The organism is Tenacibaculum sp. 190524A02b (assembly GCF_964036645.1).
GTDB lineage: Bacteria > Bacteroidota > Bacteroidia > Flavobacteriales > Flavobacteriaceae > Polaribacter > Polaribacter vairaonense.
The window spans coordinates 1,789,499-1,814,975 of record NZ_OZ038525.1 but is presented as its reverse complement, the minus strand read 5'-3'; the positions used below and the strand labels follow the sequence as shown (position 1 = coordinate 1,814,975).

The 25,477-nt window shown below is 30.7% G+C and carries 27 protein-coding genes; 14 read left to right on the top strand and 13 right to left on the bottom strand.

The window, feature by feature from the left end; all coding sequences use genetic code 11:
* Positions 1–25: 25 nt before the first annotated feature.
* From ABNT65_RS07060 to ABNT65_RS21005, 4 genes are all read right to left on the bottom strand, one after another.
* A complete protein-coding gene (locus ABNT65_RS07060) occupies positions 26–565 on the bottom strand; it encodes a sigma-70 family RNA polymerase sigma factor (protein ID WP_348707459.1) in 540 nt (179 codons plus the stop codon).
* 377 nt (positions 566–942) lie between these two features.
* On the bottom strand, positions 943–1,317 hold the full coding sequence (locus tag ABNT65_RS07055) for a DUF1573 domain-containing protein (RefSeq protein ID WP_348707458.1): 375 nt from the start codon (positions 1,315–1,317) through the stop codon (positions 943–945).
* 106 nt (positions 1,318–1,423) lie between these two features.
* Entirely contained in the window at positions 1,424–2,308 is an 885-nt protein-coding gene (locus ABNT65_RS07050; RefSeq protein ID WP_348740372.1) for a thioredoxin family protein, read from the bottom strand.
* Between the two features lie 294 nt (positions 2,309–2,602).
* The gene (locus tag ABNT65_RS21005; RefSeq protein WP_412766848.1) at positions 2,603–2,719 is read right to left on the bottom strand and encodes a hypothetical protein; all 117 of its coding nucleotides are present in this window, start codon (positions 2,717–2,719) and stop codon (positions 2,603–2,605) included.
* Between the two features lie 142 nt (positions 2,720–2,861).
* On the opposite strand from ABNT65_RS21005, the gene ABNT65_RS21000 reads away from it, so the two are divergent.
* Both ABNT65_RS21000 and ABNT65_RS07040 read left to right on the top strand, forming a co-directional pair.
* Positions 2,862–3,485 (top strand): sensor histidine kinase, encoded by a 624-nt coding sequence (locus tag ABNT65_RS21000; RefSeq protein ID WP_412766865.1) that lies wholly within the window; start codon positions 2,862–2,864, stop codon positions 3,483–3,485.
* Between the two features lie 17 nt (positions 3,486–3,502).
* The gene (locus tag ABNT65_RS07040) at positions 3,503–4,189 is read left to right on the top strand and encodes a LytTR family DNA-binding domain-containing protein (RefSeq protein ID WP_348707455.1); all 687 of its coding nucleotides are present in this window, start codon (positions 3,503–3,505) and stop codon (positions 4,187–4,189) included.
* A 395-nt stretch (positions 4,190–4,584) separates the two neighbouring features.
* On the opposite strand, the gene ABNT65_RS07035 is transcribed toward ABNT65_RS07040, so the two are convergent.
* The 4 genes from ABNT65_RS07035 to ABNT65_RS07020 form a co-directional block, all read right to left on the bottom strand.
* Complete coding sequence (locus tag ABNT65_RS07035; protein WP_348707454.1) at positions 4,585–4,824, bottom strand: DUF1456 family protein; 240 nt, start codon at positions 4,822–4,824, stop codon at positions 4,585–4,587.
* A gap of 11 nt (positions 4,825–4,835) precedes the next feature.
* The gene (locus ABNT65_RS07030) at positions 4,836–5,462 is read right to left on the bottom strand and encodes a YqaA family protein (protein ID WP_348707453.1); all 627 of its coding nucleotides are present in this window, start codon (positions 5,460–5,462) and stop codon (positions 4,836–4,838) included.
* Positions 5,463–5,529: 67 nt separating this feature from the next.
* The gene (locus ABNT65_RS07025) at positions 5,530–7,086 is read right to left on the bottom strand and encodes an NAD(P)/FAD-dependent oxidoreductase (RefSeq protein ID WP_348747532.1); all 1,557 of its coding nucleotides are present in this window, start codon (positions 7,084–7,086) and stop codon (positions 5,530–5,532) included.
* Positions 7,087–7,264: 178 nt separating this feature from the next.
* Positions 7,265–7,501 carry a hypothetical protein gene (locus ABNT65_RS07020; RefSeq protein WP_348740370.1) on the bottom strand — a complete coding sequence of 79 codons (237 nt, stop codon included), beginning with the start codon at positions 7,499–7,501 and terminating at the stop codon, positions 7,265–7,267.
* Positions 7,502–7,685: 184 nt separating this feature from the next.
* On the opposite strand from ABNT65_RS07020, the gene ABNT65_RS07015 reads away from it, so the two are divergent.
* Both ABNT65_RS07015 and ABNT65_RS07010 read left to right on the top strand, forming a co-directional pair.
* On the top strand, positions 7,686–9,065 hold the full coding sequence (locus ABNT65_RS07015; RefSeq protein WP_348747531.1) for a short-chain fatty acid transporter: 1,380 nt from the start codon (positions 7,686–7,688) through the stop codon (positions 9,063–9,065).
* Positions 9,066–9,096: 31 nt separating this feature from the next.
* On the top strand, positions 9,097–9,723 hold the full coding sequence (locus ABNT65_RS07010) for an HAD family hydrolase (protein ID WP_348740367.1): 627 nt from the start codon (positions 9,097–9,099) through the stop codon (positions 9,721–9,723).
* Between the two features lie 259 nt (positions 9,724–9,982).
* On the opposite strand, the gene asnB is transcribed toward ABNT65_RS07010, so the two are convergent.
* Entirely contained in the window at positions 9,983–11,644 is a 1,662-nt protein-coding gene (gene asnB, locus ABNT65_RS07005) for an asparagine synthase B (protein ID WP_348707448.1), read from the bottom strand.
* A gap of 415 nt (positions 11,645–12,059) precedes the next feature.
* On the opposite strand from asnB, the gene ABNT65_RS07000 reads away from it, so the two are divergent.
* From ABNT65_RS07000 to trpA, 8 genes are all read left to right on the top strand, one after another.
* Positions 12,060–13,451 carry an anthranilate synthase component I family protein gene (locus ABNT65_RS07000; RefSeq protein ID WP_348740366.1) on the top strand — a complete coding sequence of 464 codons (1,392 nt, stop codon included), beginning with the start codon at positions 12,060–12,062 and terminating at the stop codon, positions 13,449–13,451.
* 73 nt (positions 13,452–13,524) lie between these two features.
* Complete coding sequence (locus ABNT65_RS06995) at positions 13,525–14,109, top strand: aminodeoxychorismate/anthranilate synthase component II (RefSeq protein ID WP_348747530.1); 585 nt, start codon at positions 13,525–13,527, stop codon at positions 14,107–14,109.
* Between the two features lie 11 nt (positions 14,110–14,120).
* Entirely contained in the window at positions 14,121–15,110 is a 990-nt protein-coding gene (gene trpD / locus ABNT65_RS06990; protein WP_348707445.1) for an anthranilate phosphoribosyltransferase, read from the top strand.
* A gap of 180 nt (positions 15,111–15,290) precedes the next feature.
* Positions 15,291–16,079 carry an indole-3-glycerol phosphate synthase TrpC gene (gene trpC, locus ABNT65_RS06985; RefSeq protein WP_348707444.1) on the top strand — a complete coding sequence of 263 codons (789 nt, stop codon included), beginning with the start codon at positions 15,291–15,293 and terminating at the stop codon, positions 16,077–16,079.
* Between the two features lie 18 nt (positions 16,080–16,097).
* Positions 16,098–16,604 carry a hypothetical protein gene (locus tag ABNT65_RS06980; protein ID WP_348747529.1) on the top strand — a complete coding sequence of 169 codons (507 nt, stop codon included), beginning with the start codon at positions 16,098–16,100 and terminating at the stop codon, positions 16,602–16,604.
* Complete coding sequence (locus ABNT65_RS06975; RefSeq protein WP_348747528.1) at positions 16,601–17,284, top strand: phosphoribosylanthranilate isomerase; 684 nt, start codon at positions 16,601–16,603, stop codon at positions 17,282–17,284. The genes ABNT65_RS06980 and ABNT65_RS06975 overlap by 4 nt, the downstream gene beginning before the upstream one ends.
* Before the next feature lie 29 nt (positions 17,285–17,313).
* Positions 17,314–18,492, top strand: coding sequence for a tryptophan synthase subunit beta (trpB, locus tag ABNT65_RS06970; RefSeq protein WP_348747527.1), 1,179 nt, complete (start codon positions 17,314–17,316; stop codon positions 18,490–18,492).
* Between the two features lie 11 nt (positions 18,493–18,503).
* Positions 18,504–19,271: a tryptophan synthase subunit alpha gene (gene trpA, locus ABNT65_RS06965; RefSeq protein ID WP_348740360.1), complete on the top strand. Its 768-nt coding sequence runs from the start codon at positions 18,504–18,506 to the stop codon at positions 19,269–19,271.
* 79 nt (positions 19,272–19,350) lie between these two features.
* Here the strand turns inward: trpA and ABNT65_RS06960 are convergent, their stop codons facing one another.
* The 4 genes from ABNT65_RS06960 to ABNT65_RS06945 form a co-directional block, all read right to left on the bottom strand.
* Positions 19,351–20,967, bottom strand: a complete 1,617-nt coding sequence (locus ABNT65_RS06960) for an amidohydrolase (RefSeq protein WP_348747526.1) — start codon at positions 20,965–20,967, stop codon at positions 19,351–19,353.
* Between the two features lie 5 nt (positions 20,968–20,972).
* Positions 20,973–21,341 carry a hypothetical protein gene (locus ABNT65_RS06955; RefSeq protein ID WP_348747525.1) on the bottom strand — a complete coding sequence of 123 codons (369 nt, stop codon included), beginning with the start codon at positions 21,339–21,341 and terminating at the stop codon, positions 20,973–20,975.
* Positions 21,342–21,399: 58 nt separating this feature from the next.
* Positions 21,400–22,842: a M20/M25/M40 family metallo-hydrolase gene (locus tag ABNT65_RS06950; protein ID WP_348747524.1), complete on the bottom strand. Its 1,443-nt coding sequence runs from the start codon at positions 22,840–22,842 to the stop codon at positions 21,400–21,402.
* Between the two features lie 103 nt (positions 22,843–22,945).
* Positions 22,946–23,848 (bottom strand): lysophospholipid acyltransferase family protein, encoded by a 903-nt coding sequence (locus tag ABNT65_RS06945; protein WP_348747523.1) that lies wholly within the window; start codon positions 23,846–23,848, stop codon positions 22,946–22,948.
* 326 nt (positions 23,849–24,174) lie between these two features.
* Here ABNT65_RS06945 and ABNT65_RS06940 point away from each other — a divergent pair, with 326 nt between their 5' ends.
* Positions 24,175–24,702, top strand: coding sequence for a sigma-70 family RNA polymerase sigma factor (locus ABNT65_RS06940; RefSeq protein ID WP_348747522.1), 528 nt, complete (start codon positions 24,175–24,177; stop codon positions 24,700–24,702).
* Positions 24,689–25,444, top strand: a complete 756-nt coding sequence (locus ABNT65_RS06935) for a hypothetical protein (protein ID WP_348747521.1) — start codon at positions 24,689–24,691, stop codon at positions 25,442–25,444. The genes ABNT65_RS06940 and ABNT65_RS06935 overlap by 14 nt, the downstream gene beginning before the upstream one ends.
* Positions 25,445–25,477: the final 33 nt, after the last annotated feature.

Here is a 25,477-nt window from a genome sequence, read left to right as displayed (position 1 = left end):
ATTATCTAATTTAAATTAAAATTACTTAATTACAAACTTTACAATCGTCTTTATCTTGAATTTCGCCTATTAATTTTCCTTGTTCGTTCATTACAAAGCCACAGCAATCCATAAAACCTTTGGCTATTAGCTTACGGGCTCGTTGTATTTGAGATTTGGTAGTTGGTAGGCTTTGTTGTAATTGTTTGGCTACTTCTTGTTGTTTTAATCCTTTTATATCTGAAAGAAACAAAGGGTAACGATATTTTTTAGGAAGATTTTTTAAGATTCCTCTTAAACAGTCTTTTTCAGTATGAATGTCTTCTTCTATAAAAACTTCTTCCTTAAGGTTGGTTGCTTGAGTAATTTGATTGGTGGTTTTAAAATGATCAATAACCGAATTACGAGCAATTGAGAAAATCCAAGGTTTTATTTTGTTTAAATCTTTTAAAGTATGAAGTTTTGTATGAATTTTAATAAAGGTATCTTGTAAGATGTCATCTGTAGTAATTGGATCTTTTACTTTGCTTAAAATAAAAAACTTTACATCATCTGCATATTTAGTCCAAACCTCTTGTGTTGTCATAAGTATAAAATTACAAAAAATAAAATTCCTCTTCTTAAATGAACTGTCTCGATGTAAACATGCGAGATATCTAGCCGAAAATATTAAAAACTATTTGATGTAATACATTAGGTAATTTAATTCTTGGCTATCGCTTTTGCGATTAAAAGAAGAGGAAAGGTTAATTATTAACAGTTGCAATGATTACAAGTACAGTTTTCACAAGTACAATTTTCACATCCTCCGTTTTTGCATCCTTCACAGTTGCAAGTACATTGATTTTTATAAGTCATCTCTATTATTTTTATAATTCACTAAATAGACTGACAGATTATAAAAAAGATGCATTTAATTTTACTTTTTTTTGAAAATTAACTAGTCATTTCGTTGTATGTTATTTAACTAGCTGATTTAGGCGTAACAATACCTCGAATTTTAAGGACTTGCCTTTGTTTTTTTGCATTAGAAATAATAGTAATCGCTTTTGAAAAATTACCAATTCTATTAGTATCATAGGATACTTGAATTTCTCCCTTTTGACCAGGCATAATTGGCTTTTCTGGTTTTTTAGGAATAGCACATCCGCAAGTAGATTTAATATCTCTAATAATTAAAGGTTCTTTACCGGTATTGGTAAATTCAAAAGTACGTATACCATTTGTTCCTTGAGCAACCTTTCCATAATCTATGGTTTCTTGCTTAAATACAAATTCTTGCGCTTGAACTGCAATAGAAATAAAAAATAAGGTGATTAATAAAGTAAATGATTTCATAATATATTTATTTTAAGATTACAATTAATTTTATTGGCATCGCCAAAGGGTATAATCCCCGAGGTAGTTTACTGATATATAGTCTCGATTTATTGTTTAACTGGTATTAGATCTCTTTTTTAATAGTGTTGATTAGTGTGATAAGCTCTTTGTTTTCTGGAGCTAATTTTGAAGCTGTTTGAATGTTTTTAAGTGCGTTTTTATAATCTTTTATAGTATGAAAAGCCTTGCCTAAACTTTTAAAAACATTTGATTTATAAGGATACATTTGGGTGTTTAGTTTATAAACATAAAAAGCTTTTTCGGTTTGATTGGATTGCAGTAGTTTGTATGCGTAAGTGTTTAGCTCTCTACTTCCTTTTGTGAACTCAGCAAGAGTAGCTATTAAGGAATTTTCTTCCTTCTCTAGCTCCTTTATTGTTTTTTCTTGCAATAAGTTGTGTAAATAGGCTACAACTCTGTAGTTTGGAGTATATTTTTTACGTAAAACAATTTGTAAGAGATCACGTTCAAAATCTTGTTTAGGGTATTCCACAATTCTAGCAACTTCTTTTTGATTTTTATAAAGAATAAAAGTCGGAACTCTATGTATGTTTAATCCTTTTTCTTCTCCGTTTGGAGAAGCTTTATAGGCTTCAGGTTTTTTGTCAACTGCTATCACTTCCATGTTACTTTTGTTAAAACCTGTTTTATCAATTACTTTATAAAATTTAGGAAGCTCTCTTTTACTATCTCCACACCAAGTACCGTAAAAAACTTTGATATGATATGATTGTATAGAATCTTTCAAAAGCTGAATAACATTGTCGTTGGTTACATACGTATCATAATTTTTTTGAAACCAAGAAAAATTTTCATGTTTAAAGCCATCTTTGGAGGTTTTACCTAGCAACATTAGATTTCCTTTATTATCATGAGTAGTTTTATTTAATGTTTGTCCTAAGGTGTTTATGCTTAAAAAGACAATGAAAAGAAAGTGTATTTTGTTCATAATTAAAGTATTGGTGTTGCTAAAGTATAAGGACTCAGTTAAAGCAAAAAAGAAATAGTATGTATAACATTTAAACCTGTATTAATTACAAGTAAGCTGTTATTGATACATGGTAAATGGTAGTTGATACTTGTAGCTTTGAAGAAACTAGGTTTTTTAGTATTTTCATCAGCTTAGTTTACTGTTTTAAAAATTTATGGCAGATTTTATAAAAAAACATAGTGCTCAAATAGTTATTCATTTTCTTTTTTGGGGATTGTTTACGTTAATTTCATTGTTTGTTTTTACGCCTTATTATTGGACGGAGAACCCTTTTTTACAATACTTCTTTATTTTAGTTTGTATTGTGTATAGTAATAATTTATGGTTGTTGCCATTTTTTGTTAAAAAGAAATGGTATTTTCTATACATTTCTCTTTTTATCGTGATTTCTTTTTCTGCAACACAATTGTATTGTTATGCTTTTACTCGTTGTGGATGCACAGTATTAAAGTGTTTAAGTGATTATTTATGGCAAACAATTGTCCCTTTACTGTTTTTCTCATTTATATGGATGTTGTTTCGATATATTGAAAAAACAAAGGAGATGGAAAAAATAAAGCAAGAAAGTATAGAAATGGAACTGAAGTTTTTAAAATCTCAAATAAATCCACATGTATTGTTTAATAACTTGAATACTATTTATTCTTATTCAATAGAGGTTCCCGAAAAAACACCTGACTTAATTTTAAAATTATCTGATAATTTAAAACATGTTTTATATGAGAGTAATGCTCAAAAAGTGAAGGTGGAAAAAGAACTAAATTTTATAGACAATTATATAGAGTTTCATAGGTTGAGAACTGAAGGGGTAAAAGTAATAAATTATCAAAAGAATACTGTAAATGCTCAAGGAACTATTGCTCCGTTATTATTGATAACGCTTATTGAAAATGCATTTAAACATAGTAAAGTGCACAGTATAATTAATATAAATATTGAGGTAGAGGGTAAAGAGTTAACATTTAAATGTGAGAATGAGTTTGATAAAAAAAGCGGTAGCTTAGAAGAAACTAGAACTATTGGTTTAAAAAACTTAAGAAAAAGATTAGAACTAATTTATGAGGATCATTATGAATTAATTATAAAAGAAGAAAAAAGTAGATTTTCTGTTCTTTTAAGCTTAAATCTAGTTTAATTCGTAAAAACAACTGTATGAATTGTATTATTATTGAAGATGAAATTCCAGCGCAACGAATTTTAAAAAATTATATTAAAAAAATTCCAGATTTAACATTGATAGATGCATTTCAAACTGCTACCAATGCGAATACTTTTTTTAAAACAACAGGAGTGGATATTGTTTTATTAGATATTAACTTACCTGATATTTCTGGATTAGATTTCATAAAAACAGTAAAAAATCCTCCAAAAATAATTGTAACAACAGCTTATCCTGAATTTGCAGTTGAAAGTTTTGAGTTAGATACTATTATAGATTATTTAGTAAAGCCATTTTCATTTGATCGTTTTTTAAAAGCAATTACAAAAGCAGAGAAATTTATGGCTAGAGAAGAAGTAGTAAAAGATGAAGCATTATTTTTAAATATAGATAAAACAATTCATAAGGTTTATATATCTGAAATACTATATTTAGAATCAGATAGAAATTACTTAACTTTTGTATTAAATAATAAAAAATTGACCATTATTGACTCATTAAAAAAATGGGAAACCCTTTTAATAACTAGTAGTTTTGTGCAAATTCATAAGTCTTATCTAGTAAACGTTAATCATGTAAATAAATATTCAGGATCATATGTTTTTATAAATGATCAAAAAATACCTATAGGAAGAACATACAAACATCAATTTTTAGCAAAATTATCTGCTAAAAATTAACAAATTTTAAATATCTGTTTAAGTATGTAAAGTAACTGTTAAATATTGCTTCGCAATTGTTAAAAACTTTTTAAAGCCTAGTTTTTAATAGGTTTTAAATCAGTGTTTTGTGTTGATAAGTATGGTTTTGTGTATAAACTACATTTTTTTTTGCAGATATCCCATTTTTTCTCTCAATTATACTGCTTATATTTGTCTCATCATCACTCAGTTAATGAGAGAGGAATTTAAGGGGAAAACAAACCTTCCAGAGTACTTTTCTGGGAGGTTTTATTTTTTATCGCAAGGGTATAACGATGAATCTAATTGTCCAGTGTTTTACGTTGAATAGTTTTTAATGTTTTTGAATATATGACAAGCCCACATGCTTGCATTGGAGTGGTAGTTTATTTGCCCTATTTTTTTTCGGGCATAGGACCACGTAAGTGAATAATTAATCCGTTTAAGAAGTTACGTAAAATTTGGTCTCCACATTCCTTATATTTTGGATGATTTTCATTCCTGAAAAAAGCGCCAAGTTCCGCTTTGGATACTTTAAAATCTACCAAAGCGCAAATTTCAATAATATCGGTATCTCTTAATTTGTGTGCTACACGTAATTTTTTAAAAACATCGTTGTTAGATAAACCTCCCATAAAATTATTAATTAATTAACTACACCAAAAATAACCCAAGCATAAAAAGCAAAACGTAAAAAGCGAAATAAACCAAATAAAGCAACTCCTTTAAAAGGATATTTTATCATTCCTGCAGTTAAACAACTTATAGCAAAAGGCAATGGTAATAAGGCTCCTACCAAAATTAAGAAACCACCCCATTTACTCGTGTTTTTTAAATGTTTAGCCATTTTAACTTCTAAATAGTTTTTAACTGATGCTATTTTTAAAGAAGAACGACCTATGAAATAGGCCAATAACCCTCCTAGATAGGATAAGGTGGCTAATATAGTCAAGTTAATTATTGGGTTAGTTGTTTTTTTAGACCATGCTATAAATATCTCAGGTGGTATTAAACCTAGTAAAGTTTCAGATATAAAGAAAGTAGTTAACACGCCAACTCTAGAGAAAGTCTCAGTCATGGCTTGTAAACCATCATTTATATTATAAACGTATTTATTAAATAAGATTAATCCAACTACAAATCCAACAATAGGCCAAAACGCCTTTTTTAAGCTTTCCCATATAAACATGTAGAATCCTGTACGTTGGTAGTAGTTATGTAATCTTTTCGCTTTCGGAGCAGTGTTTTTTTTTCTTTTTTTATTCGCCTTCATCCTAAATAATCCAGTTCTTTTTGAGTCGACAAAAATACGAGGTAATTACAGATAAATCAAAGAAATCTTATAAATTTCCAGTTGCAGCTTCAGCACAACGTTCACCATCCATGGCTGCTGAAATTATTCCTCCAGCATAACCACCACCTTCACCACAAGGAAATAAACCCTCTATTTGAGGATGTTCTAAGTTTTCTTTTCTAGGGATGTTTACTGGTGAAGAAGTTCTAGACTCTACACCAACAATATTGGCTTCATTTGTATAATAACCGTGCATTTTTTTTCCAAAAGCATTAAAGCCTTTTCGTAATCTACTACCTATTAATTTGGGAAGTAAGGAATGCAAGGGAGAAGAGTTTAATCCAGGTTGGTATGAAGTGTCATTTAAACTAGAAGATAGCTTACCTTCAACAAAATCAGTTAATCTTTGTGCTGGGGCAACCTGACTTCTTCCGCCAGCGTTGAAAGCTAATTTTTCTAAATCTTTTTGGTATTGAAGTCCTTTTAAAACCCCAAATCTTTCATACTTAGGTAAGTCTTTATCTACATTGATTTCTACAACAATTCCAGAATTGGCAAATTTATTATTTCTTCTAGAGGGAGACATCCCATTTACCACAACTTCTCCATTAGCAGTAGCGGCTGGAACAATAAATCCTCCAGGACACATACAAAATGAATATACACCACGGTTTCCAACTTGATGTACCAAACTGTATGCCGCAGCTGGCAATAGTTCATCTCTTTGTCCTACACAACTGTATTGAATTTGATCTATTATTTCTTGCGGATGTTCTACTCGAACGCCCATAGCAAAAGATTTCGCTTTTAAAAGAATGTCTTTTTTATGTAATAATTCGTAAATATCTCTAGCAGAATGTCCAGTAGCTAAAATAACCGAGTTCACAAGCATTTCATTTCCGTTTTGTAATTGTAGTGCTTGTAGCTTGTTATTCTTAACAATAAAATCAATAACTCGAGTTTCAAAATGAATTTCACCACCATAGTGTAAAATAGTCTCTCGAATATTCTGTATGATTTTAGGAAGTTTGTTAGTCCCAATGTGTGGATGAGCGTCAATTAAAATTTGCTCAGTAGCTCCATGATACACTAGATTTTCAAAAATACGTCTGACATCTCCACGCTTTAAACTTCTAGTATACAATTTTCCATCAGAATAAGTACCCGCACCACCTTCACCAAAGCAATAATTAGAATCTTGATTTACCTCGTGAAATTGATTAATAGCCCGTAAATCTCTACGACGGTTTTGTACATTTTTACCACGTTCTAAAACAATAGGTTTGTATCCTAATTCAATACAACGAAGTGCAGCATACATACCTGCAGGACCAAAGCCTACAATATGAACCTCTTTGGCATTACTTACATCTTGGTACTCAAAAATATAATCTGCTTTGTTAGGTATGGGTTCATTTATATAAACGGCCACTTTATAATTAAAAATAACTTCTTTTTTACGAGCATCAATAGATTTACGTAATACTTTAACAGCAGTTATTGTATTAATAGGAATTTTTAAATTTCTAGAAGCTTTCTTTTTTAAAATGTCTTCCTTTCTTTCCTCTATTAAATTAACTCGTAATTGTAGTTCTTTTACCATATGGCAAAACTAGTCAATTTTTAAATTACAGGCTAAAAGGGAAGTAAAATACTCTGAGGGTTATATTATTTCTGATTTAAATTTATATACTTAATAAAAATAAGTCTTGAAAACGTTTGAAGAATATTTTTTCGATAGCTACTACTTTCTATAGCTCATTCTTACACGAGCGAGGGGTTTAGAGTTGTTTTTGTAACCAGATTCTGATTTCTTTTTTTAATGAAACTTCAGGTTTAGGTAATGGAATTGTTTGTCCAAACTGTTTACTTCTTTTAAATTTTGAAAATGAAATTTTTAGCTTTTTCCAGTCTTCAGGGTATAATTCTAGGAATTTATTGAAAAAACTTTGTTCATTAATAGTACCCTCTATTTTTGAAAGCACGTCTTTAAATTTTAGGTCTTGGTCAATAATCATTTTCTTACTTTGTATTTATATACACCAAAAGTAAATTAAATAGAAAAGACATCAAAAGGGTTTTTAATTAGTGTTTAATTCCTCAAAACTAATTTTAAAATCCAAAAACGCTATAAGGAAGCTTCGAATTACTTCTTATATAAAAAAATGAATTGATTATTTTTAGCCAACCAAACAAAATAGAATGAGAGCTACGCAGTTTATAGAAAATCTTTTTAAAAAGTATTTACCATCACCCTTTACCATAGCTATTTTATTAACGCTTTTAACCACAGTCTTGGCTATTTTATTTACCAAGCCAGAAAACCAAACATTAATTACGTATAGTATGAATGTTTTTGAGTTCTGGGAGAAGGGTGTTTGGACCAATGGATTGTTAGTTTTTGCCTATCAAATGATGCTGATATTAGTATTAGGACATGTATTGGTATTAAGTAAACCAGTAAGTAAGTTAATAGTAAACGTAACTAAATATTGTGTAAACACGGCTACAAGTGCTGCAATTGTTAGCTGTTCTACAATGTTGGTAGCTTTTTTTAATTGGGGATTAGGATTAATTTTTGGAGCCTTGTTAGCAAGGAAAGTAGCAGAGCATGCACAAAAAAATAATATACCATTAAATTATCCAATTATAGGAGCAGCAGGTTATGTAGGTTTAATGGTTTGGCATGGCGGAATCTCAGGATCAGCTCCAATTAAAATAAATGAAGACGGACATATAAAATCCATTATGAAATCTGTTTTGTCAGAGGAAATGTTGGCCAAAATTCCTTCAATAATTACTTATTCAGAAACTGTGTTCAGTTGGTGGAATTTAATCATCTTCTTATTGGTGATACTAGCAGTGTCTTATACCTTCTATAAGTTAGGGCAAAAAGCAAAACCAACAAGCATAAATTTGCCAGTGTATAAAATGAATACGGATACGGAAGTTAAAACGAAGGCTGAAAAACTAGATAACTCTAAATTGTTAGCCTATGTATTTGGGATGTTGTTATTGGTGGTATTCTTTTATCGATACACACAAGATATTATACATCTTAAAATAACGCCCAATTTGATTAATTTTTTCATGTTTGGTTTAGGTATTTTGTTACATGGAAGTTTTAAACGGTTTACCAATGCTGTAGGAGAATCTATAAGTGATGTATCAGGAATATTAATTCAGTTTCCATTGTATTTTGGAATTATGGGAATTATGAAAAGCACTGGGATGGTAGGCTTGATTTCCGATTTCTTTGTATCTATATCCAATGCAACTACCTTACCAATCTTTACCTTTTTTAGTGCGGGTTTAGTCAATATTTTTGTGCCTAGTGGAGGAGGGCAGTGGGTAGTGCAAGGACCTATAGTAGTTGAAAGTGCCTTAAAGTTAGGCGTTCCGTTACCCAAAGCAATTATGGCTATGGCGTATGGAGATCAAATAACCAATATGTTACAACCTTTTTGGGCATTACCTTTATTGGGTATAACTAAATTAAAAGCGAAAGAAATTCTACCGTATACATTAATAGCTATGGTAGTGGGGAGTACTGTGTATCTTTTAGGGTTATTGTTATTTTGATGTTTGTTTCTCGGTTAAGAATAGTTATATAATGGACAATATTAAAACAGTAGTTTTTGATTTATATAATACGTTGGTTGAGATAAAAAAAACGAATCGTTTCTTTGTGAAATTATTTAAAACTTCTCAAGATGGTTTTGGGATGAATCTTTCATCATACCTTCAATTGATTATGAAAAAAGATATCGAGCAACTAAAGAATATTTTACCTAATGAGTTCTCTCGTTTATATGATGAAAGGTTAAATGATTTAATGGAGGAGTTAGATTCTATTGTTGTGTACACCGAGGTTATTGATGTATTACAAAGCTTGAAAGATGATTTTCGAATTTTTATGATTTCGAATTTGGCATCTCCATATAGAAAACCTGTTTTCTCCAATAATCTTGATCAGTATTTTGAAGAAATGATTTTTTCTTGTGATGTTGGGTTTCTAAAACCAAATAAAGAGATTTTTAAAGAAATAGAGAAAATAACAGGAAATAAACCAAATGAAATATTAATGATTGGAGATTCTTTTAAATCAGATATTATTGGCGCTAAAAATATGGGATGGAATTATTTAAAGATTAACCGTAACAATATTGTCTTAAAAGATTACGAAATAAAAAGTTTAACCGAAATAAGAAAATATATAATACAAAATTTTTATTCGTAAATCGTATAACATCATTTCTGATGTAAATTTTACACACAAGAAAAGCCTACTATACGAAACTTAAACTTAAAAACGGTATAAAGTTACTGTTGAAATGCTCTCAACGAGGTTGAGACGTTTTCGGTAATTGTTGAGGTGTTCCCAACGATGTTGTGATGACTTTAGTAACTATTAAAAAGCTATACAAATAAAAAAGCCTCACATTTTGTAAGGCTTTAACACATTTAATATAATTAATTAAAAGAATGAAAATTGTATACTAATAAGCATCTTCATGTACAGCTTTAATAGCTCTACCACTAGGCTCATTTACATTTTGGAAACTAGCATCCCAAGCTAATGCTGTAGGTGTACTACATGCAATAGAAGGTACAGAAGGTACTGTTAACGCAGCAGTTTCACTTGGGAAATGCTCTTCAAAAATAGAACGATAATAATACTCTTCTTTAGCTCTAGGTGTTTGTGTAGGGAAACGATGTGCAGCGTTCTCTAACATTTCGTCAGTAACAGCACTTTCAACAACCTCTTTTAAAGTATCAATCCAGTTATATCCAACACCATCTGAAAACTGCTCTTTTTGTCTCCAAGCAACACTTTCTGGTAAATAACTTTCAAAAGCCTTACGTAATACCCATTTTTCCATGCGCTCACCATTAATCATTTTATCTTCTGGGTTAATACGCATCGCAACGTCCATAAACTCTTTATCTAAGAAAGGAACACGCCCTTCAATTCCCCAAGCCATTAAACTTTTGTTAGCACGTAAACAATCATACTGGTATAACTTATCTAACTTACGAACGGTTTCTTTGTGGAATTCTTCAGCATCTGGAGCCTTATGGAAATATAAATACCCTCCAAAAATCTCATCAGCACCTTCACCAGATAATACCATTTTTATCCCCATAGATTTTATAACACGTGCCATTAAATACATAGGTGTAGAGGCTCTAATAGTAGTAATATCGTATGTTTCTAAGTTATAGATAACATCTTTAATAGCATCTAAACCTTCTTGAATGGTAAATGTAATTTCATGGTGAATGGTTCCAATATGATCAGATACTTTTTTTGCGGCAGCTAAATCAGGAGAACCTTCTAACCCAATAGAGAAAGAGTGTAATTGAGGATACCAAGCCTCATCTTTATCGTCAGACTCAACACGCTTTGAAGCATACTTTTTTGCAATTGCAGAGGTAATAGAAGAATCTAAGCCTCCAGAAAGTAATACACCATAAGGCACATCACTCATTAATTGTCTGTGAACAGCCGCTTCTAAAGCATCACGAATTTCATCAATACTCGTTTGGTTTTCTTTTACAGCTTCATAATCCATCCAATCACGAGAATACCAACGTTGTAAACCACCTTTTCTAGTATAGTAATGTCCCGGAGGAAATACTTCAATTTTATTACAGTACCCTTCCAAAGCTTTTAATTCAGACCCAACATAAAAAGTACCTTTTTTATCCCATCCCATATATAAAGGAATAATTCCCATATGATCTCTAGCAATTAGGTATTCATCAGTTTCAGTATCGTAAACTGCAAAACCAAAAATACCATTTAAATCATCTAAAAAAGCCTCTCCTTTTTCTTTATACAAAGCCAAGATAATTTCACAATCAGACTTTGTTAAAAACGTATGTTCTTGTTTTAGTTCTTTTCTAATTTCTTTATGATTATATATTTCCCCGTTAGCTGCTAACACAAATCTCTTATCTTCACTAAATAAAGGTTGTTGCCCTGAAGTAGGATCTACAATAGCTAAACGCTCATGCGCCATAATTGCTTTATCATTACTATAAATACCACTCCAATCTGGTCCTCTATGTCTAATTTTTTTAGACATTTCTAAAAGCTGAGGTCTTAAAACTTCTGTTTTCTCCTTTAAGTCAAAAGCGCAAACAATTCCACACATAATTATATTCTTTTATATTTTTAGTTCTTTTTAATTATAGATTATAACTTGAAATTGATTTATTGTTTCAAATCACATTGCAAACAACGGTATAAAGTTTGTTTTTATAAACTAAAAAACATGTATTAGTTTTAAAATGAAGTAAAAAAGTGTGGTTTTGTTTTAATTTGTAATTGTTTTGGTGTTTTGATGCTTGATAATATTACTTTTTGTTAAATCGTTAGAATTATTTAAAAATAAAGTTTGGATAATTAAAAATCTGTTATAAATTTGTCCCATAATGAAAATGCAAAACAACATATGGTGGTGGAACTCTCTTAACTCAAATTAAGTGGGCGTACCTGATATATGTAAAAAATAAATTAAAAGGCTTATCTCACGATAAGCCTTTTTTGTTTTAACACACAACTAAATAATGAAACCAATACAATTTAACACTATTTCTAAAAAGCAATTAGCGGATACAGTAACTCCTGTAGGTTTATATTTGAGACTTAGGGATAAGTATTCAAACACATTGTTATTAGAAAGTTCAGATTATCACAGTAAAGAAGAGAGTTTTTCTTTTATTTGTATTGAGCCTTTAATAGGCATGAAGGCAGATAAAAATGAGTTTACCGTTCAAGTAAAAGGGAAGGAGCTAAGTAGGCAAACAATCAATAAAAATTTTGATGCTTTATTTAACGATTTTACAAAAACAATTAACCTAAATTGTGAGGAGTCTATAAAGTCTTTTAATGGCTTATATGGATACACTACGTATGACAGTGTACAGTATTTTGAAACGATAAAACTAAATGTAAAGGAAGCACCATCAGCAATTCCAATGATGCAGTATAGTTTTTACCGTTTTATTATTGCTATCAATCATTTTAATGATGAAATGGTATTGATAGAAAATGTAGAAGAAGGAGAAGCTTCAAGAATACAAGAAATAGAAACTATTATAAAGGCTCAGGCTTTTAATACACAATCTTTTGAAATTTCTGGAGAAGAAACTTCTAATTGTACTAATGAAGAGTTTAAAGAATATGTAAGAAAAGCAAAGTCTCATTGTAAACGAGGAGATGTATTTCAATTAGTGCTATCGCGTCAATTTCAACAGAAATTTAAAGGAGATGAGTTCAATGTATATAGAGCATTACGTTCTATAAATCCATCGCCATACTTGTTTTACTTTGATTATGGAAGTTTTAAATTAATGGGATCTTCACCAGAAGCACAAATTAAGATAAATGAAGGGAAAGCTATTATTAACCCAATTGCAGGAACGTTTAGAAGAACGGGTGATATGGCAGAAGACATTAAGTTAGGTAAAAAATTATCTGAAGATAAAAAAGAAACTGCCGAACACGTAATGCTAGTAGATTTAGCTAGAAATGATTTAAGTAAGCATGCAGATAATGTAACGGTTGAGGTGTTTAAAGAAGTACAATATTTTAGTCACGTAATACACTTGGTTTCTACAGTACAAGGAAAAATAAAAGGAAATCCAATAAAAATTGTGGGAGACACTTTTCCTGCCGGAACTTTAAGTGGTGCTCCAAAATACAAGGCAATGCAGTTAATTGATACTTATGAAAACCAATCTAGAGGTTTTTACGGAGGAGCAGTGGGAATAATAGGGCTAAATGGTTCTGTAAATTTAGCCATCGCTATTCGTTCATTTGTAAGTAAACAAAATGTACTTTACTACCAAGCAGGAGCAGGAATTGTAATTCATTCTAGTGAAGAAAATGAATTACAAGAAGTAAATAATAAATTAGCAGCGTTAAAGAAAGCATTACTATTGGCAGAAAATATATAACAAAGTATTAAGTAGTAAGTATAGAGCTTGTTAAAGTCTCCATACTCAATACTAATATCTCAATACTCAACTTATGAAAATATTAATATTAGATAATTACGATTCGTTTACATACAACTTAGTACACATGGTAGAAAAAATCACGGATAAATTTCCTGATGTGTATAGGAACGATGAAATAAGTATAGAAGAAGTAGGAGTTTATGATTTAATCATATTATCTCCAGGGCCTGGAATTCCTGATGAAGCAGGTATTTTAAAAGAAGTAATTAAAACTTATGCTGGTAAGTTACCAATTTTTGGTGTGTGCTTAGGTTTACAAGCAATTACCGAAGTTTTTGGAGGAACCATTATTAATATGAATGAAGTGTTTCATGGGGTAGCTACAGATATGAAAGTAATCCAAAAGGAAGCTGTTATATTTAAAAATGTACCAACAGTTTTTCCAGCAGCTCGTTATCATTCATGGATTGCTTCTAAAGAAAACTTGCCAGATACTTTGGAGATTACTGCGGTAGATGAAGATGGTGAGATCATGGCTATTCGTCATAAAGAATATCCAATAAGTGCAGTACAATTTCATCCAGAAAGTATTTTAACAGAAGTAGGAGAGCAATTGGTAAGAAATTTTATAGATTCAATAGCAGTAACCCAATAAAAAGCTTTACAATGAAAGAAATACTAAACGAACTGTATCAACATAAACGTTTGTCTAAAGAACAAGCCAAGCAAATACTCATTGAAATAGCTGAAGAAAAATACAATGAAGCACATTTAGCCTCTTTTTTAACTGTATTTATGATGCGTCCTATTACTGCGAATGAATTAGCAGGGTTTAGAGAAGCTTTATTAGAGTTAGCTATAAAAGTAGACTTATCTGAATATAATACAATTGATATTGTTGGAACTGGAGGAGATGGAAAAGATACTTTTAATATTTCAACCTTAACTTCATTTGTTGTAGCAGGTACAGGGCAAAAAGTAGCTAAACACGGGAATTACTCTGTGTCTTCCAAGTCAGGTTCATCAGATATGTTGGAGAGTTTTGGTTATGAGTTTACAAACGATGAAGCAACGCTAAAATTACATTTAGAAAAAGCTAATATTTGTTTTCTACATGCGCCAAAGTTTCACCCAGCAATGAAAGCAGTAGGGCCAGTAAGAAAAGCTTTAAAACTAAAAACGTTTTTTAATATGTTGGGGCCGTTGGTAAACCCAAGTTCACCACAAAACCAATTATTAGGAACATTTAATTTAGAGGTTGCCAGACTGTATAATTATATTTTACAAGAAGAAAATACAAACTATGGAATTGTACACGCTTTAGATGGGTATGATGAAATTTCATTAACGGGCGGATTTAAGTTGTTTACTAAAAATGGAGAACAGTTGATAATGCCGCAAGATTTACAGCAAAAGCAAGTGCTACAATCGGATATTTATGGAGGGAATTCAGTAGAAGATGCTGCTAAAATATTTAAGACCATATTAAATGGAAAGGGAACAGAAGCACAAAACAATGTAGTATTGACAAATGCAGCTTTTGCTTTAACTATTGTAGATGAAACGAAGTCTTTTGAAGATGCTTTTGAAGAAGCAAAAACATCTTTATTTGGGTTAAAAGCAAAGGATTGTTTAAATAAGTTAGTAAAGAAATAAGAATTACAAATTATGAATAATGAAAAAGAATCATATTATTTACGAATAAGTTTTTTACGCATGTCAGTTCGAGTGTTTTTTATGAAGTGTTAACGGAGTAAAAAATTATCGAGAACAGTTAAAATTATACAAAAAGTAACATTCAAAAAACTATTCATAATTTAAAATTTAGAATTAAATATGACAATTTTAGATAAAATAGTAGCATTTAAAAAGAAGGAAGTAGCTAAAATAAAAGCTGAGGTTCCAGTAAAGAAATTAGTGGAGAGTCCTAATTTTAAAATACCATCATTTTCGTTAAAAGCATCGTTAACAGATAAATATTCTACAGGAATTATTGCTGAGTTTAAACGTCAGTCACCATCTAAAGGAGTGATTAATGATAAAGCAACCATTCAAGAAGTAACAGAAGGGTATTTAGAGGCTAATGTAGCGGCACAATCTATTTTAACGGATACTTCTTTTTTTGGAGGCACTATGGCAGATTTAATGGAGGCAAGAACTATTAATCAACAAAAACCAATTTTACGAAAAGATTTTGTAGTAGATGGTTTTCAAATAGTAGAAGCAAAGGCAATAGGAGCTGATGTTGTTTTGTTAATAGCTACTTGCTTAACTGCTGAAGAACTTAGAAATTATGGGCAGTTAGCTACAGATTTAGGTCTAGAGGTATTGTATGAAGTACATACGCAAGAAGACTTGGATAAGATTAATGATTTAGATAATAAAATTATAGGAATCAATAATAGAAACTTAAAAACTTTTGAGGTAGATTTAGATCATTCTATTGCATTAGCAAATCAAATTCCTGATAGTGCGGTAAAAGTTTCAGAAAGTGGTATTTCAGATCCTAGAATTATTACAGGATTAAAAGAATATGGTTTTCAAGGATTTTTAATAGGAGAAAACTTTATGAAGACTGAAAATCCAGGGTTGTCATGTCAAGAATTTATTAGTCAAATTAGATAATAAAAATTTATAACAACCATGAAAATAGAGAGGTATAAAATTAAAGATTGGGAAGAGGAAGAGTTAGGTGTTTTCCTTGATGAAAATGAAGAGTGGATATTGGTTAAAAGTATACCCGTAGATTTTCAAGTTGATGGTTACAAACTTATCAAGAAAGAATATATTGAAGAACGTATAGCTGATGAGAATCCTGTATTACAAAAAGTTTTGGAATTAAAAAATTTGACATTTGAGAATCCAGAAAATTTTGATTTTAAGAGTACTATTGAGTTTTTGAAGTGGGTAGAAGAGAAATATGGATGTTTTGAGTTTCAAGATGAAATAGAAGATGAATTATTTTATGGGATTTTGAAAGAAGTAAATAAAGAATCTTTTTATATAGATTCTATTACTTCAAAGGGTACTATAGATTTAGATTTTGATGTAGAGTTTTCAATAAAAGATGTAAGAGTAGTTTCTTTTGGGTCGGATTATTTTAACTCAATAAGTTTATTGTATAATTATAATAAAAGGAAACTTTCATGAAATTAAAGGTTTGCGGAATGAAATATGTAGAGAATATCCAACAAGTAGCGGCGTTACAACCAGATTACTTAGGGTTTATTTTCTATGAAAAATCCAAAAGAAACTTTGAAGGAATTATTCCAGAAGTTCCTAAAAACATAAAAAAAGTAGGTGTTTTTGTGAATGAGTATCCTGAGATTGTTGTATCGTTAGCACAAGAATATAAGTTACAAGCATTGCAATTACATGGAGATGAATCTGTAGCGTATATTCAAAAATTAAAAGAAGCGTATAGCCAAGCACAACTTGATTTGGCAGCTCAGCAGAAGAAGTCAAAACGAGTTCAGGACACCATTAAAATCATTAAAGTTTTCGGAATTAAAGATGAATTTGATTTTGACACTTTAAAGCCTTATGAAGAGGTGGTAGATTACTTTTTATTCGATACTAAAGGTAAAGAAAGAGGCGGTAATGGTGTAACTTTTAATTGGGAAGTATTAAAAGGGTACAATTCAACTAAACCGTATTTTTTAAGTGGTGGAATAGGTTTACAAGAGGTAAAAGAGGTACAATCATTTTTACAAACACCAGCAGCAGCATATTGTGTGGCATTAGATGTAAACAGTAAGTTTGAATCTGCGCCAGGAAAGAAAGAAATAGATAGATTAAAGAAATTTAAGAAACAACTATTAGTTGGTTAGCAACGAACAATAAAACAACACAACAAGCAATGAAATTTCAACCAGATGAAAATGGGTATTACGGACAGTTTGGGGGCGCTTTTATTCCTGAACTATTGTACCCAAATGTAAAAGAGTTAGAAGATAACTATATAGAAATTATTAACTCAGAAGCTTTTCAAAAAGAATATAAAGATTTATTAAAGCATTATGTTGGTCGTCCAAGCCCTTTGTATTTAGCAAAACGATTGTCTGAAAAATATGGAGCTACAATCTATTTAAAGAGAGAAGACTTAAATCATACAGGAGCACATAAGGTAAACAATACAATTGGACAAATATTAATAGCAAAACATCTAGGGAAAACCAAGATTATAGCAGAAACTGGAGCGGGTCAGCATGGGGTTGCTTCAGCAACTGTTTGTGCATTAATGGGCTTAGAGTGTATTGTGTTTATGGGAGAAACTGATATTAAACGTCAAGCACCCAACGTAGCACGTATGAAAATGTTAGGCGCTAAAGTAGTGCCTGCTACCAGCGGAAGTAAAACGTTAAAAGATGCTACAAATGAGGCAATACGTTATTGGATTCAAAATCCAGATACGTATTATTTAATAGGTTCTGTAGTAGGTCCACATCCATATCCTGATATGGTGGCTCGTTTACAAGCAGTAATTTCGGAAGAAATGAAGGTGCAATTAAAAGAACAAACAGGAAAAGAAAATCCGGACGCTATTATAGCTTGTGTTGGAGGAGGAAGTAATGCAGCGGGCGCTTTTTATCATTATTTAGATGATGAAGATGTTGAATTAATAGCGGTAGAAGCTGCTGGATTAGGTGTAAATTCAGGAGAAAGTGCTGCAACTTCTCAGTTAGGTGAGGTTGGCGTAATCCATGGGAGTAAAACTATTTTAATGCAAGATGAATATGGACAAATAGTAGAGCCTTATTCTATTTCAGCTGGATTGGATTATCCAGGGGTAGGTCCGCTACATGCTTTTTTACATGAAAGTAATAGAGCAACGTTTATGAATGCAACGGATAAAGAAGCTTTGCAAGCAGCTTATGAGTTAACCAAAATAGAAGGCATTATTCCTGCTTTAGAAACAGCACATGCCTTAGCGGTATTACCAAAAATGGATTTGCAAAAAGACCAAACAATTGTGATTAATTTATCAGGAAGAGGAGATAAAGATTTAGAAACGTATATCAAGCATTTAGAGAGTTAAAAAGAACAATAATGAATTCATTACAAAAAACATTTAGTCAAAAAGACAACGATTTATTGTCTATCTTTTTTACAGCTGGCTTTCCTAAGTTAGATGATACAACAAAAATTATTGAGGAACTAAGCAATAATAAAGTAGATTTTATAGAGGTAGGTTTGCCTTATTCTGATCCTTTAGCAGATGGTCCAACAATTCAGCATAGTAGTTCTATTGCTTTAAAAAATGGAATGAATCTAGATGTAGTTTTTAAGCAATTACAAGCCATAAAAGAAACAAATACTACGCCGTTGGTGTTAATGGGATATGTAAATCAAATAATCAAATATGGTGAAGATGCTTTTTGCCAAAAGGTAAAAGATAGTGGAATAGATACAATCATTATTCCTGATTTACCAATGGTAGAGTATGAGAGTCATTATCAGGCTTTATTTCAGAAATACGGAATTACTAATGTGTTTTTAATAACACCACATACATCGGATGCACGTATTAGGAAAATTGATAGCTTAACAGAAACATTTATCTATGTAGTAGCTTCAGCATCAATTACAGGAGCAAAAGGAGAGGTGACAGATGAGCAGGTTGCTTATTTTAATAGAATAAAAGCAATGAATTTACAAAGTAAACTCATTGTAGGTTTTGGTATTTCAGATAATAAAACATTTACAACAGCATGTAGTTATGCTAATGGTGCCATTATTGGTTCGGCTTTTATTAAGGCTTTAGATAAAAATGGAACTGAAGGTATTGAGAGGTTTGTAGCTTCAGTTAAAGGCTAAGAGAAGTTTTTTAAGTTGAAAAATAAATACTAAAAATCTCTTGCGTTTAAAATGCAAGAGATTTTTTATATAGTTATAATTAGTTTACTTTTTCACCATTAATATAAGTAGCTAATACTTTAGTATCTGGAATAGCTTTTCCATCAACTTTCATAATATCTTTATCAAGAATGATAAAATCTGCAACTTTACCTATTTCAATACTTCCTTTTTCATTTTCTTCAAAGTTTCCATAGGCATTCCAAATAGTCATTCCTTTTAAAGTATTTTCTCTAGATAAAGCGTTGTCCATTTGAAAACCTTTTTCAGGATATCCTTTTAAATCTTTTCTAATGGCAGCGGCATAAAATGTGTAGAATGGGTTTACATGTTCAACAGGAAAATCTGTTCCTAAAGCTACTTTTCCGTATTGTTTTAATAAACGTTTATAAGCATAGGCTCCTTGAATACGTTGTTCACCTACGCGCTGTTCTGCCCAATACATATCTGATGTTGCGTGAGTAGGTTGTATAGATGGAAGTACATTTTTGAATAAATCGAAATCCTTTAAATCTACCACTTGAGCATGTTCAATACGCCAACGTCTATCTTTTTTATCCTTTAGAACTTCATTGTAGGTTTTAAGCATAATATAATTGGCTGAATCACCAATTGCATGTGTATTCATTTGGTATTCTGAATTAGCAATTCTGTTAGCTAAGTTTTTAAGGTTGCTGTAAGAGTTTACTAAAGCACCAAAATGCCCTTTTTTATCAGCGTATTCATCTTTTAAAGCTGCACCTCTAGAGCCTAAAGCACCGTCGGCATATACTTTTACAGAACGAACATGTAATTTGTCTGTTTTAATGATTCCTTTTGGTAAATAATAATCAAGGTTTTTTTGATTGTTAGAAATCATGGCATAAATTCTCATTTTTAAATCGCCAGTTTGCTGTAGACTATCAATTAGCTCAATAACTTGTTTGTCTAGTCCAGCATCATCAACAGTGGTAAGGCCAAGACTAAAACAGATTTTTTCAGCATCTTTTAAAGCCTGTATTTGTTCTTTTTTATTGGGTTGAGGTACGTTAACAAAGTTCATGGCATTATCAATAAGTACTCCTGTGAGTTTACCATCTTTTTTTAAAAACTCACCGCCAGAAATTGCTGAATTTATAGTAATCCCAGCTAAATCCATTGTTTTTTGATTAACTAGCATAGCGTGTCCGTCAACTCTATTAATAGCTACAGGAGTGTTAGGGAAAATACTGTCTAATTTTTCTTTAGTAGGAAACTCTTTTACAGGCCAATCATTTTGATCCCATCCACGACCAGTAATAAAAGAAGTGTTTTTTTCTTTTTGAAAAGCTATTAATTTTTGAAGTACGTCATCATAGCTAGTTGTTCCAACCAAATTTACTTTTTGTTGCTGTAAGCCTAAACCATAGAAATGACAATGGCCATCTATAAAACCCGGAAATAGAGCCTTTTTTTCAACATTAATAGTGTTGAGAGAAGTGTATTTTTTTTGAATTTCTTCATTGGTCCCAATAGCTACGAATTTACCTTCGTGTACGGCAAAGCTTTGTGCTTTTTCAAAGTTATTATTTACCGTATAAATATTAGCATTGGTAATAATTAAATCTACTTTTTTTTGCTGCTTACATGAAATAAATATAAGAGATAAAGCAGTTAGTAGTATCGTAGTTTTTTTCATAAGGTTTATTTGGTTTCTTTTTGATATATAAAATAAGTCCATCCAATAAAAATAAATTGCATCACAATTCTGATATAAGCAGCTGTTTTAGATCCAATAGCAGGGTTTTCTTTAAAAGCGTCCCAAATATGAATGGGAAGAAAAGCGATCATCAGTAAAAAAATGCCAAAAGCAGCATTTTTTGATAGTCCTTTGATAAAAAGTCCAATACCTAATAGTAGTTCTATAGCACCAGATATATAGTTGATAGCTAGTTTAGGTAAAAAATCAGGAATGAACCCGTTATAGAAATCAGGTTTGTAAAAATGATTAAATCCTCCGTAAATAAGTAAAATAGCTAGAAGGATTTTTAGAGAAAGGGTAAAATATTTCATTAGTAATGATTAAAAAACGGAATAAAATTAAAGCTTTTATTCCGTTTTTTAATCAGTTTTAAGGTTTTAAAGCCTCATTAGTGTATAAATACTTATCCATTAAATAAATAATACTGGCCATTGAAGCGCTACCAAGTTCCAGTTCTCTTTTGTTAACCTTATCAAAAGTATCGGTAACTGTATGGTGGTAGTCAAAATAACGTTGCGGGTCGGGTCTGTATCCTACTAAGGTAACATGTTCATCTTTTAAAGGGCCAATATCAGCACCACTACCTCCAGTGGTAAAGTCATGTAAACCATATGGAGCTAGTAATTTTTTCCAGCTTTTTACTAGTTTATTATTTTTTTCATTAGCTTCAATAGAAAAGCCTCTAGGTGTATGCCCACCAGCATCAGATTCTAGTGCGCTAATATGTATTTCCTTATTTTCTTTAGCTAAACGAGCATATTCTGTAGCGCCTCTTAAGCCGTTTTCTTCATTCATAAAGAATACTACACGTAAGGTGTTTTTTGGTTTAATTCCATTTTTTTTGAATAAGTATGCTACTTCTAAAGACTGTACTATTCCTGTGCCATCATCATGTGCTCCATCTCCTAAATCCCAAGAGTCTAAATGCCCTCCAACAACCATAATTTTATCAGGGGTTTTACTACCATTAATTTGTCCTACTACATTAAAAGAAGGAGCGTCTGGTAATGTTTTACAACTTTGTTTAAAGTAGAATTTTAGGTTAGGGTTTTCTTTTAAGTGTTTACTTAAATTTTCAGCAGCTCTAGAGCTAATAGCCGCTGCTGGAATATGTTGTTCTTTTGGTAACTCTCCATAGCTCATACTACCTGTATGTGGATAATCATTAATACCATTGGTCATTGAACGAACAATAACACCAACAGCTCCAAATTCTCCTACTGCAGCTGCACCAGCATATCGCTGTCCTACACAGCCGCCATAAGCTTTAAATGTATTTATTAAAGTATTGTCAAAGGCACCATTATAAAAAACAATTTTTCCTTTAGCTTTTTCTCCAAGAGTTTTAGCTTCTTTTAAACTTTTTACTTCAATTACTTCGGCAGTAATTCCATTATTAGGTGTAGCTATAGAGAAGCCTAGAGCACAAATGGGAACATTAAAAGAGCTTCCATTATGCATATAGCTGGCTTTTTCTTTTTCTCCTCTAACCCAATGTGGAACCATTACTGGCTGAAGCCACACAGAATCAAGTCCAACTTCTTCCATTAATTTTTCACCCCAAACTACAGCTTGTTCAGCTTCTTTAGAACCAGATAACCTTCCGCCAATATTAGTGGTAAGATCTCTTAACCATTCATAAGATTTACCATCGGTTAAGGCTGTATTGAAAAGGTGTTTAATATTAGTAGAATCTTTTTGATATTCTACAGCTGATGTGTCAGGTTTGTTTTTTGAAATTTCTTTAGGTTCTGTTTTACAGGAAACTATAAAAGCAGTGCTTAATAATGTTAGTAAGGTTATTTTTTTCATTTTTGGTGTGTAATTTTATAGCTTATAAAGCTACATAAAATCCACTAAAAAATGAGTTTTATTAACATATGAATATCTCTGAGTAGATAAAGTTATGAGAATCTTATTTTTTTCTGGAAGCGAGCCATTCATCATACCTGTCTTTGTGTTTGAATCTTTTATGGGACCATAAATAATACGCAGGTTGGTCTTTAATAGAATCTTCTGTTATAGATAGGTATTTATCAGTGATCTCAAAATTACCTAAATCTTTAGGTGTTTCAGTAATCAATGTAAATTCAGTTTCGTAATACCCTCTTCTAACTTTTCTTGCACTGTAATTTACTACAGCAAAATCATATCTTTTAGCTAGCATTTCCGCACCTGTATGTACAGGTACTTTAATGTTAAAAAACTTCTGCCAATAATGAGCTTTGTGTAACATGGGAGATTGATCACTTAATAATAAGTATGCAGCCTGTTCTTTATTACTTTCTTTTTGATGAATTTTTTTTACTATTTCAGTACTTTTAATACCTCCAATATTAAATTGTGTTCTTGTTTTTTTGATTCTTTTTTCAAAGTAAGGATTGGCTAATTTAGTATAAGCTGCATATACAGGAATATCTATTACTAGAGGTAAGCTAGAAGACCATTCCCAGTTTCCTTTGTGTGCACCTACTAAAATTATACTTTTACCTTTTTTAGCTAGATTATTTACCAGTTCAACATTGATAGACTTGTAACGTTTTAGCATTTCCTTTTCGCTTATTGAGAACATTTTAATACTTTCAAACATTAAATCAATAAAATGTTTAAAGAAAGCTTTACTAAGTTTAGTTATTTCTTTGTCGCTTTTAGCTGGAAAGGCCATTCTTAAATTATTAATCACTACTTTTTTTCTGTATCCAACTACGTAATAAACTATAAGATAAAAAAAATCAGAAATTATATATAAAATAGGCATTGGTAATATGGATAATAACCAAGCTAAAGGATAAGTTATGGCGTATATAATAAAATTCATCAATCAAATTTAGTAGTGCAAATATCTGATAATATAAATTAATAATAAAAAAATGTGACTTGACTTTAAAGTTTTGTTAATAAGTGTTTTTCCTATTTTGATTTGATTTGATAGTATTTAAATTTGCTACGCGTTGAGCAAAAAATTAGTAATCACCCCCGTATTTATCATTCTAATTTTTAGTAATTACTCTCCAATTTTGAAAAAAGTTGGAGAGTTTTTAATTTACTAGGCAACCTTTTTTTAAAAAGAATCGTCTTTATATTTGAGAACGGTAAAAAATCGATAAAGAAAACTTGAAAGTAATAGATTTACATAACACCAAAATGCTTATTAAAAAAGCAGTAAAGCAAGATAGAGAAGCTCAAAAAATAATTTTTGAGCAGTATTCTCCAAAAATGCTTGGTGTGTGTAGAAGGTATGTAAGAGACAATCATCATGCAGAAGAAATGATGTTATCTGGTTTTTTTAAAGTTTTTACCAATATTAATAAGTTTAAAAATGAAGGGAGTTTTGAAGGGTGGATTCGTAGAATTATGGTAAATACTTGTTTAACTTACATTAGAAAAAAACAGGTTTTTGATTTGACAGAAGAAGAGTTCGTGTTTAATGATTTTTCAGTATCTAACCTAGAAAACACGAATGTAGAAGATATTCAAAAGCTTATTGATACTTTACCTGAAGGCTATAAAGTAGTGTTTAATTTATATGCTATAGAAGGTTATAAACATTCAGAAATAGCAAAAAAGCTTCAAATTTCTGAAAGTACATCTAAATCACAACTATTTAAAGCTAGAAAGTGGTTACAGGCAAATTATATTAAAATGAATTCGATAGAAAATGATGGAAGATAATAAGTTAGATACGGTTTTTAAAGATAAGTTAGCTCAAAGAGAAATTAAACCATCTTCTTCAGCGTGGGAACGTTTGAGTTATAAGTTAGAAGAGGAGGAAGTTAAAAGAAATAATAAACAAAAAAAGCATGTATTTAAGTATATAGCGAGCATTATTTTATTGATGAGTACTGGGATGCTACTTTTTAAATCAATTACAAAAGATAAGGTAGAAGCTATTAATTTACAAGCTAAAAATATTGAGTTCATAAAAGGTAAGACGGAGTATGTACTAGAAACAGTATTAGTAGTTAGTGAATTGCATACTAAGCCTAAAAAAAATAAGATTAAAGATACTATTAGATTTGAAAAAGAAATTGAAACTAAAATTGAAGTTAAAAAGAGAATTCTGAGAAATGAAGATAAGTTAATTGTAAAAGAAGAATTTGAGAGTAAAGAACTTCTTCCTTTGAAACAAAATAGGATTCAAGTAAAAGGAGCGGATTTATTATATGCGGTTACACATAGCTCAAAAGAGGTAAAAGAATATTATGCTAAAAATAAATTGAAAAGAAGTAATGTGCTTGATACTATAAAGGTAGAGTTAAAAAAATCTAATTTACTTACAATTAACCCTGAAGTATTACTGGCTGAAGCAGAAGAAAGTATTTTAAAAGATAATTTTAGAGGAAACCTGATTTATAAGATTAAATTAAAAATTTCTGACATAGCAATGGCAGTTGCAGACAGGAATAAGGAATGAGATTCTACAGTAAAAAAATAAACTAAAACATAT

What these genes read in the sequence shown, in the direction of transcription:
- ABNT65_RS07060 (WP_348707459.1), bottom strand. Translation starts at nt 565, where the DNA reads ATGACAACACAAGAGGTTTGGACTAAATATGCAGATGATGTAAAGTTT.
- ABNT65_RS07055 (WP_348707458.1), bottom strand. Translation starts at nt 1,317, where the DNA reads ATGAAATCATTTACTTTATTAATCACCTTATTTTTTATTTCTATTGCA.
- ABNT65_RS07050 (WP_348740372.1), bottom strand. Translation starts at nt 2,308, where the DNA reads ATGAACAAAATACACTTTCTTTTCATTGTCTTTTTAAGCATAAACACC.
- ABNT65_RS21005 (WP_412766848.1), bottom strand. Translation starts at nt 2,719, where the DNA reads ATGTATAGAAAATACCATTTCTTTTTAACAAAAAATGGCAACAACCAT.
- ABNT65_RS21000 (WP_412766865.1), top strand. Translation starts at nt 2,862, where the DNA reads ATGTTGTTTCGATATATTGAAAAAACAAAGGAGATGGAAAAAATAAAG.
- ABNT65_RS07040 (WP_348707455.1), top strand. Translation starts at nt 3,503, where the DNA reads ATGAATTGTATTATTATTGAAGATGAAATTCCAGCGCAACGAATTTTA.
- ABNT65_RS07035 (WP_348707454.1), bottom strand. Translation starts at nt 4,824, where the DNA reads ATGGGAGGTTTATCTAACAACGATGTTTTTAAAAAATTACGTGTAGCA.
- ABNT65_RS07030 (WP_348707453.1), bottom strand. Translation starts at nt 5,462, where the DNA reads ATGAAGGCGAATAAAAAAAGAAAAAAAAACACTGCTCCGAAAGCGAAA.
- ABNT65_RS07025 (WP_348747532.1), bottom strand. Translation starts at nt 7,086, where the DNA reads ATGGTAAAAGAACTACAATTACGAGTTAATTTAATAGAGGAAAGAAAG.
- ABNT65_RS07020 (WP_348740370.1), bottom strand. Translation starts at nt 7,501, where the DNA reads ATGATTATTGACCAAGACCTAAAATTTAAAGACGTGCTTTCAAAAATA.
- ABNT65_RS07015 (WP_348747531.1), top strand. Translation starts at nt 7,686, where the DNA reads ATGAGAGCTACGCAGTTTATAGAAAATCTTTTTAAAAAGTATTTACCA.
- ABNT65_RS07010 (WP_348740367.1), top strand. Translation starts at nt 9,097, where the DNA reads ATGGACAATATTAAAACAGTAGTTTTTGATTTATATAATACGTTGGTT.
- asnB (WP_348707448.1), bottom strand. Translation starts at nt 11,644, where the DNA reads ATGTGTGGAATTGTTTGCGCTTTTGACTTAAAGGAGAAAACAGAAGTT.
- ABNT65_RS07000 (WP_348740366.1), top strand. Translation starts at nt 12,060, where the DNA reads ATGAAACCAATACAATTTAACACTATTTCTAAAAAGCAATTAGCGGAT.
- ABNT65_RS06995 (WP_348747530.1), top strand. Translation starts at nt 13,525, where the DNA reads ATGAAAATATTAATATTAGATAATTACGATTCGTTTACATACAACTTA.
- trpD (WP_348707445.1), top strand. Translation starts at nt 14,121, where the DNA reads ATGAAAGAAATACTAAACGAACTGTATCAACATAAACGTTTGTCTAAA.
- trpC (WP_348707444.1), top strand. Translation starts at nt 15,291, where the DNA reads ATGACAATTTTAGATAAAATAGTAGCATTTAAAAAGAAGGAAGTAGCT.
- ABNT65_RS06980 (WP_348747529.1), top strand. Translation starts at nt 16,098, where the DNA reads ATGAAAATAGAGAGGTATAAAATTAAAGATTGGGAAGAGGAAGAGTTA.
- ABNT65_RS06975 (WP_348747528.1), top strand. Translation starts at nt 16,601, where the DNA reads ATGAAATTAAAGGTTTGCGGAATGAAATATGTAGAGAATATCCAACAA.
- trpB (WP_348747527.1), top strand. Translation starts at nt 17,314, where the DNA reads ATGAAATTTCAACCAGATGAAAATGGGTATTACGGACAGTTTGGGGGC.
- trpA (WP_348740360.1), top strand. Translation starts at nt 18,504, where the DNA reads ATGAATTCATTACAAAAAACATTTAGTCAAAAAGACAACGATTTATTG.
- ABNT65_RS06960 (WP_348747526.1), bottom strand. Translation starts at nt 20,967, where the DNA reads ATGAAAAAAACTACGATACTACTAACTGCTTTATCTCTTATATTTATT.
- ABNT65_RS06955 (WP_348747525.1), bottom strand. Translation starts at nt 21,341, where the DNA reads ATGAAATATTTTACCCTTTCTCTAAAAATCCTTCTAGCTATTTTACTT.
- ABNT65_RS06950 (WP_348747524.1), bottom strand. Translation starts at nt 22,842, where the DNA reads ATGAAAAAAATAACCTTACTAACATTATTAAGCACTGCTTTTATAGTT.
- ABNT65_RS06945 (WP_348747523.1), bottom strand. Translation starts at nt 23,848, where the DNA reads ATGAATTTTATTATATACGCCATAACTTATCCTTTAGCTTGGTTATTA.
- ABNT65_RS06940 (WP_348747522.1), top strand. Translation starts at nt 24,175, where the DNA reads ATGCTTATTAAAAAAGCAGTAAAGCAAGATAGAGAAGCTCAAAAAATA.
- ABNT65_RS06935 (WP_348747521.1), top strand. Translation starts at nt 24,689, where the DNA reads ATGATGGAAGATAATAAGTTAGATACGGTTTTTAAAGATAAGTTAGCT.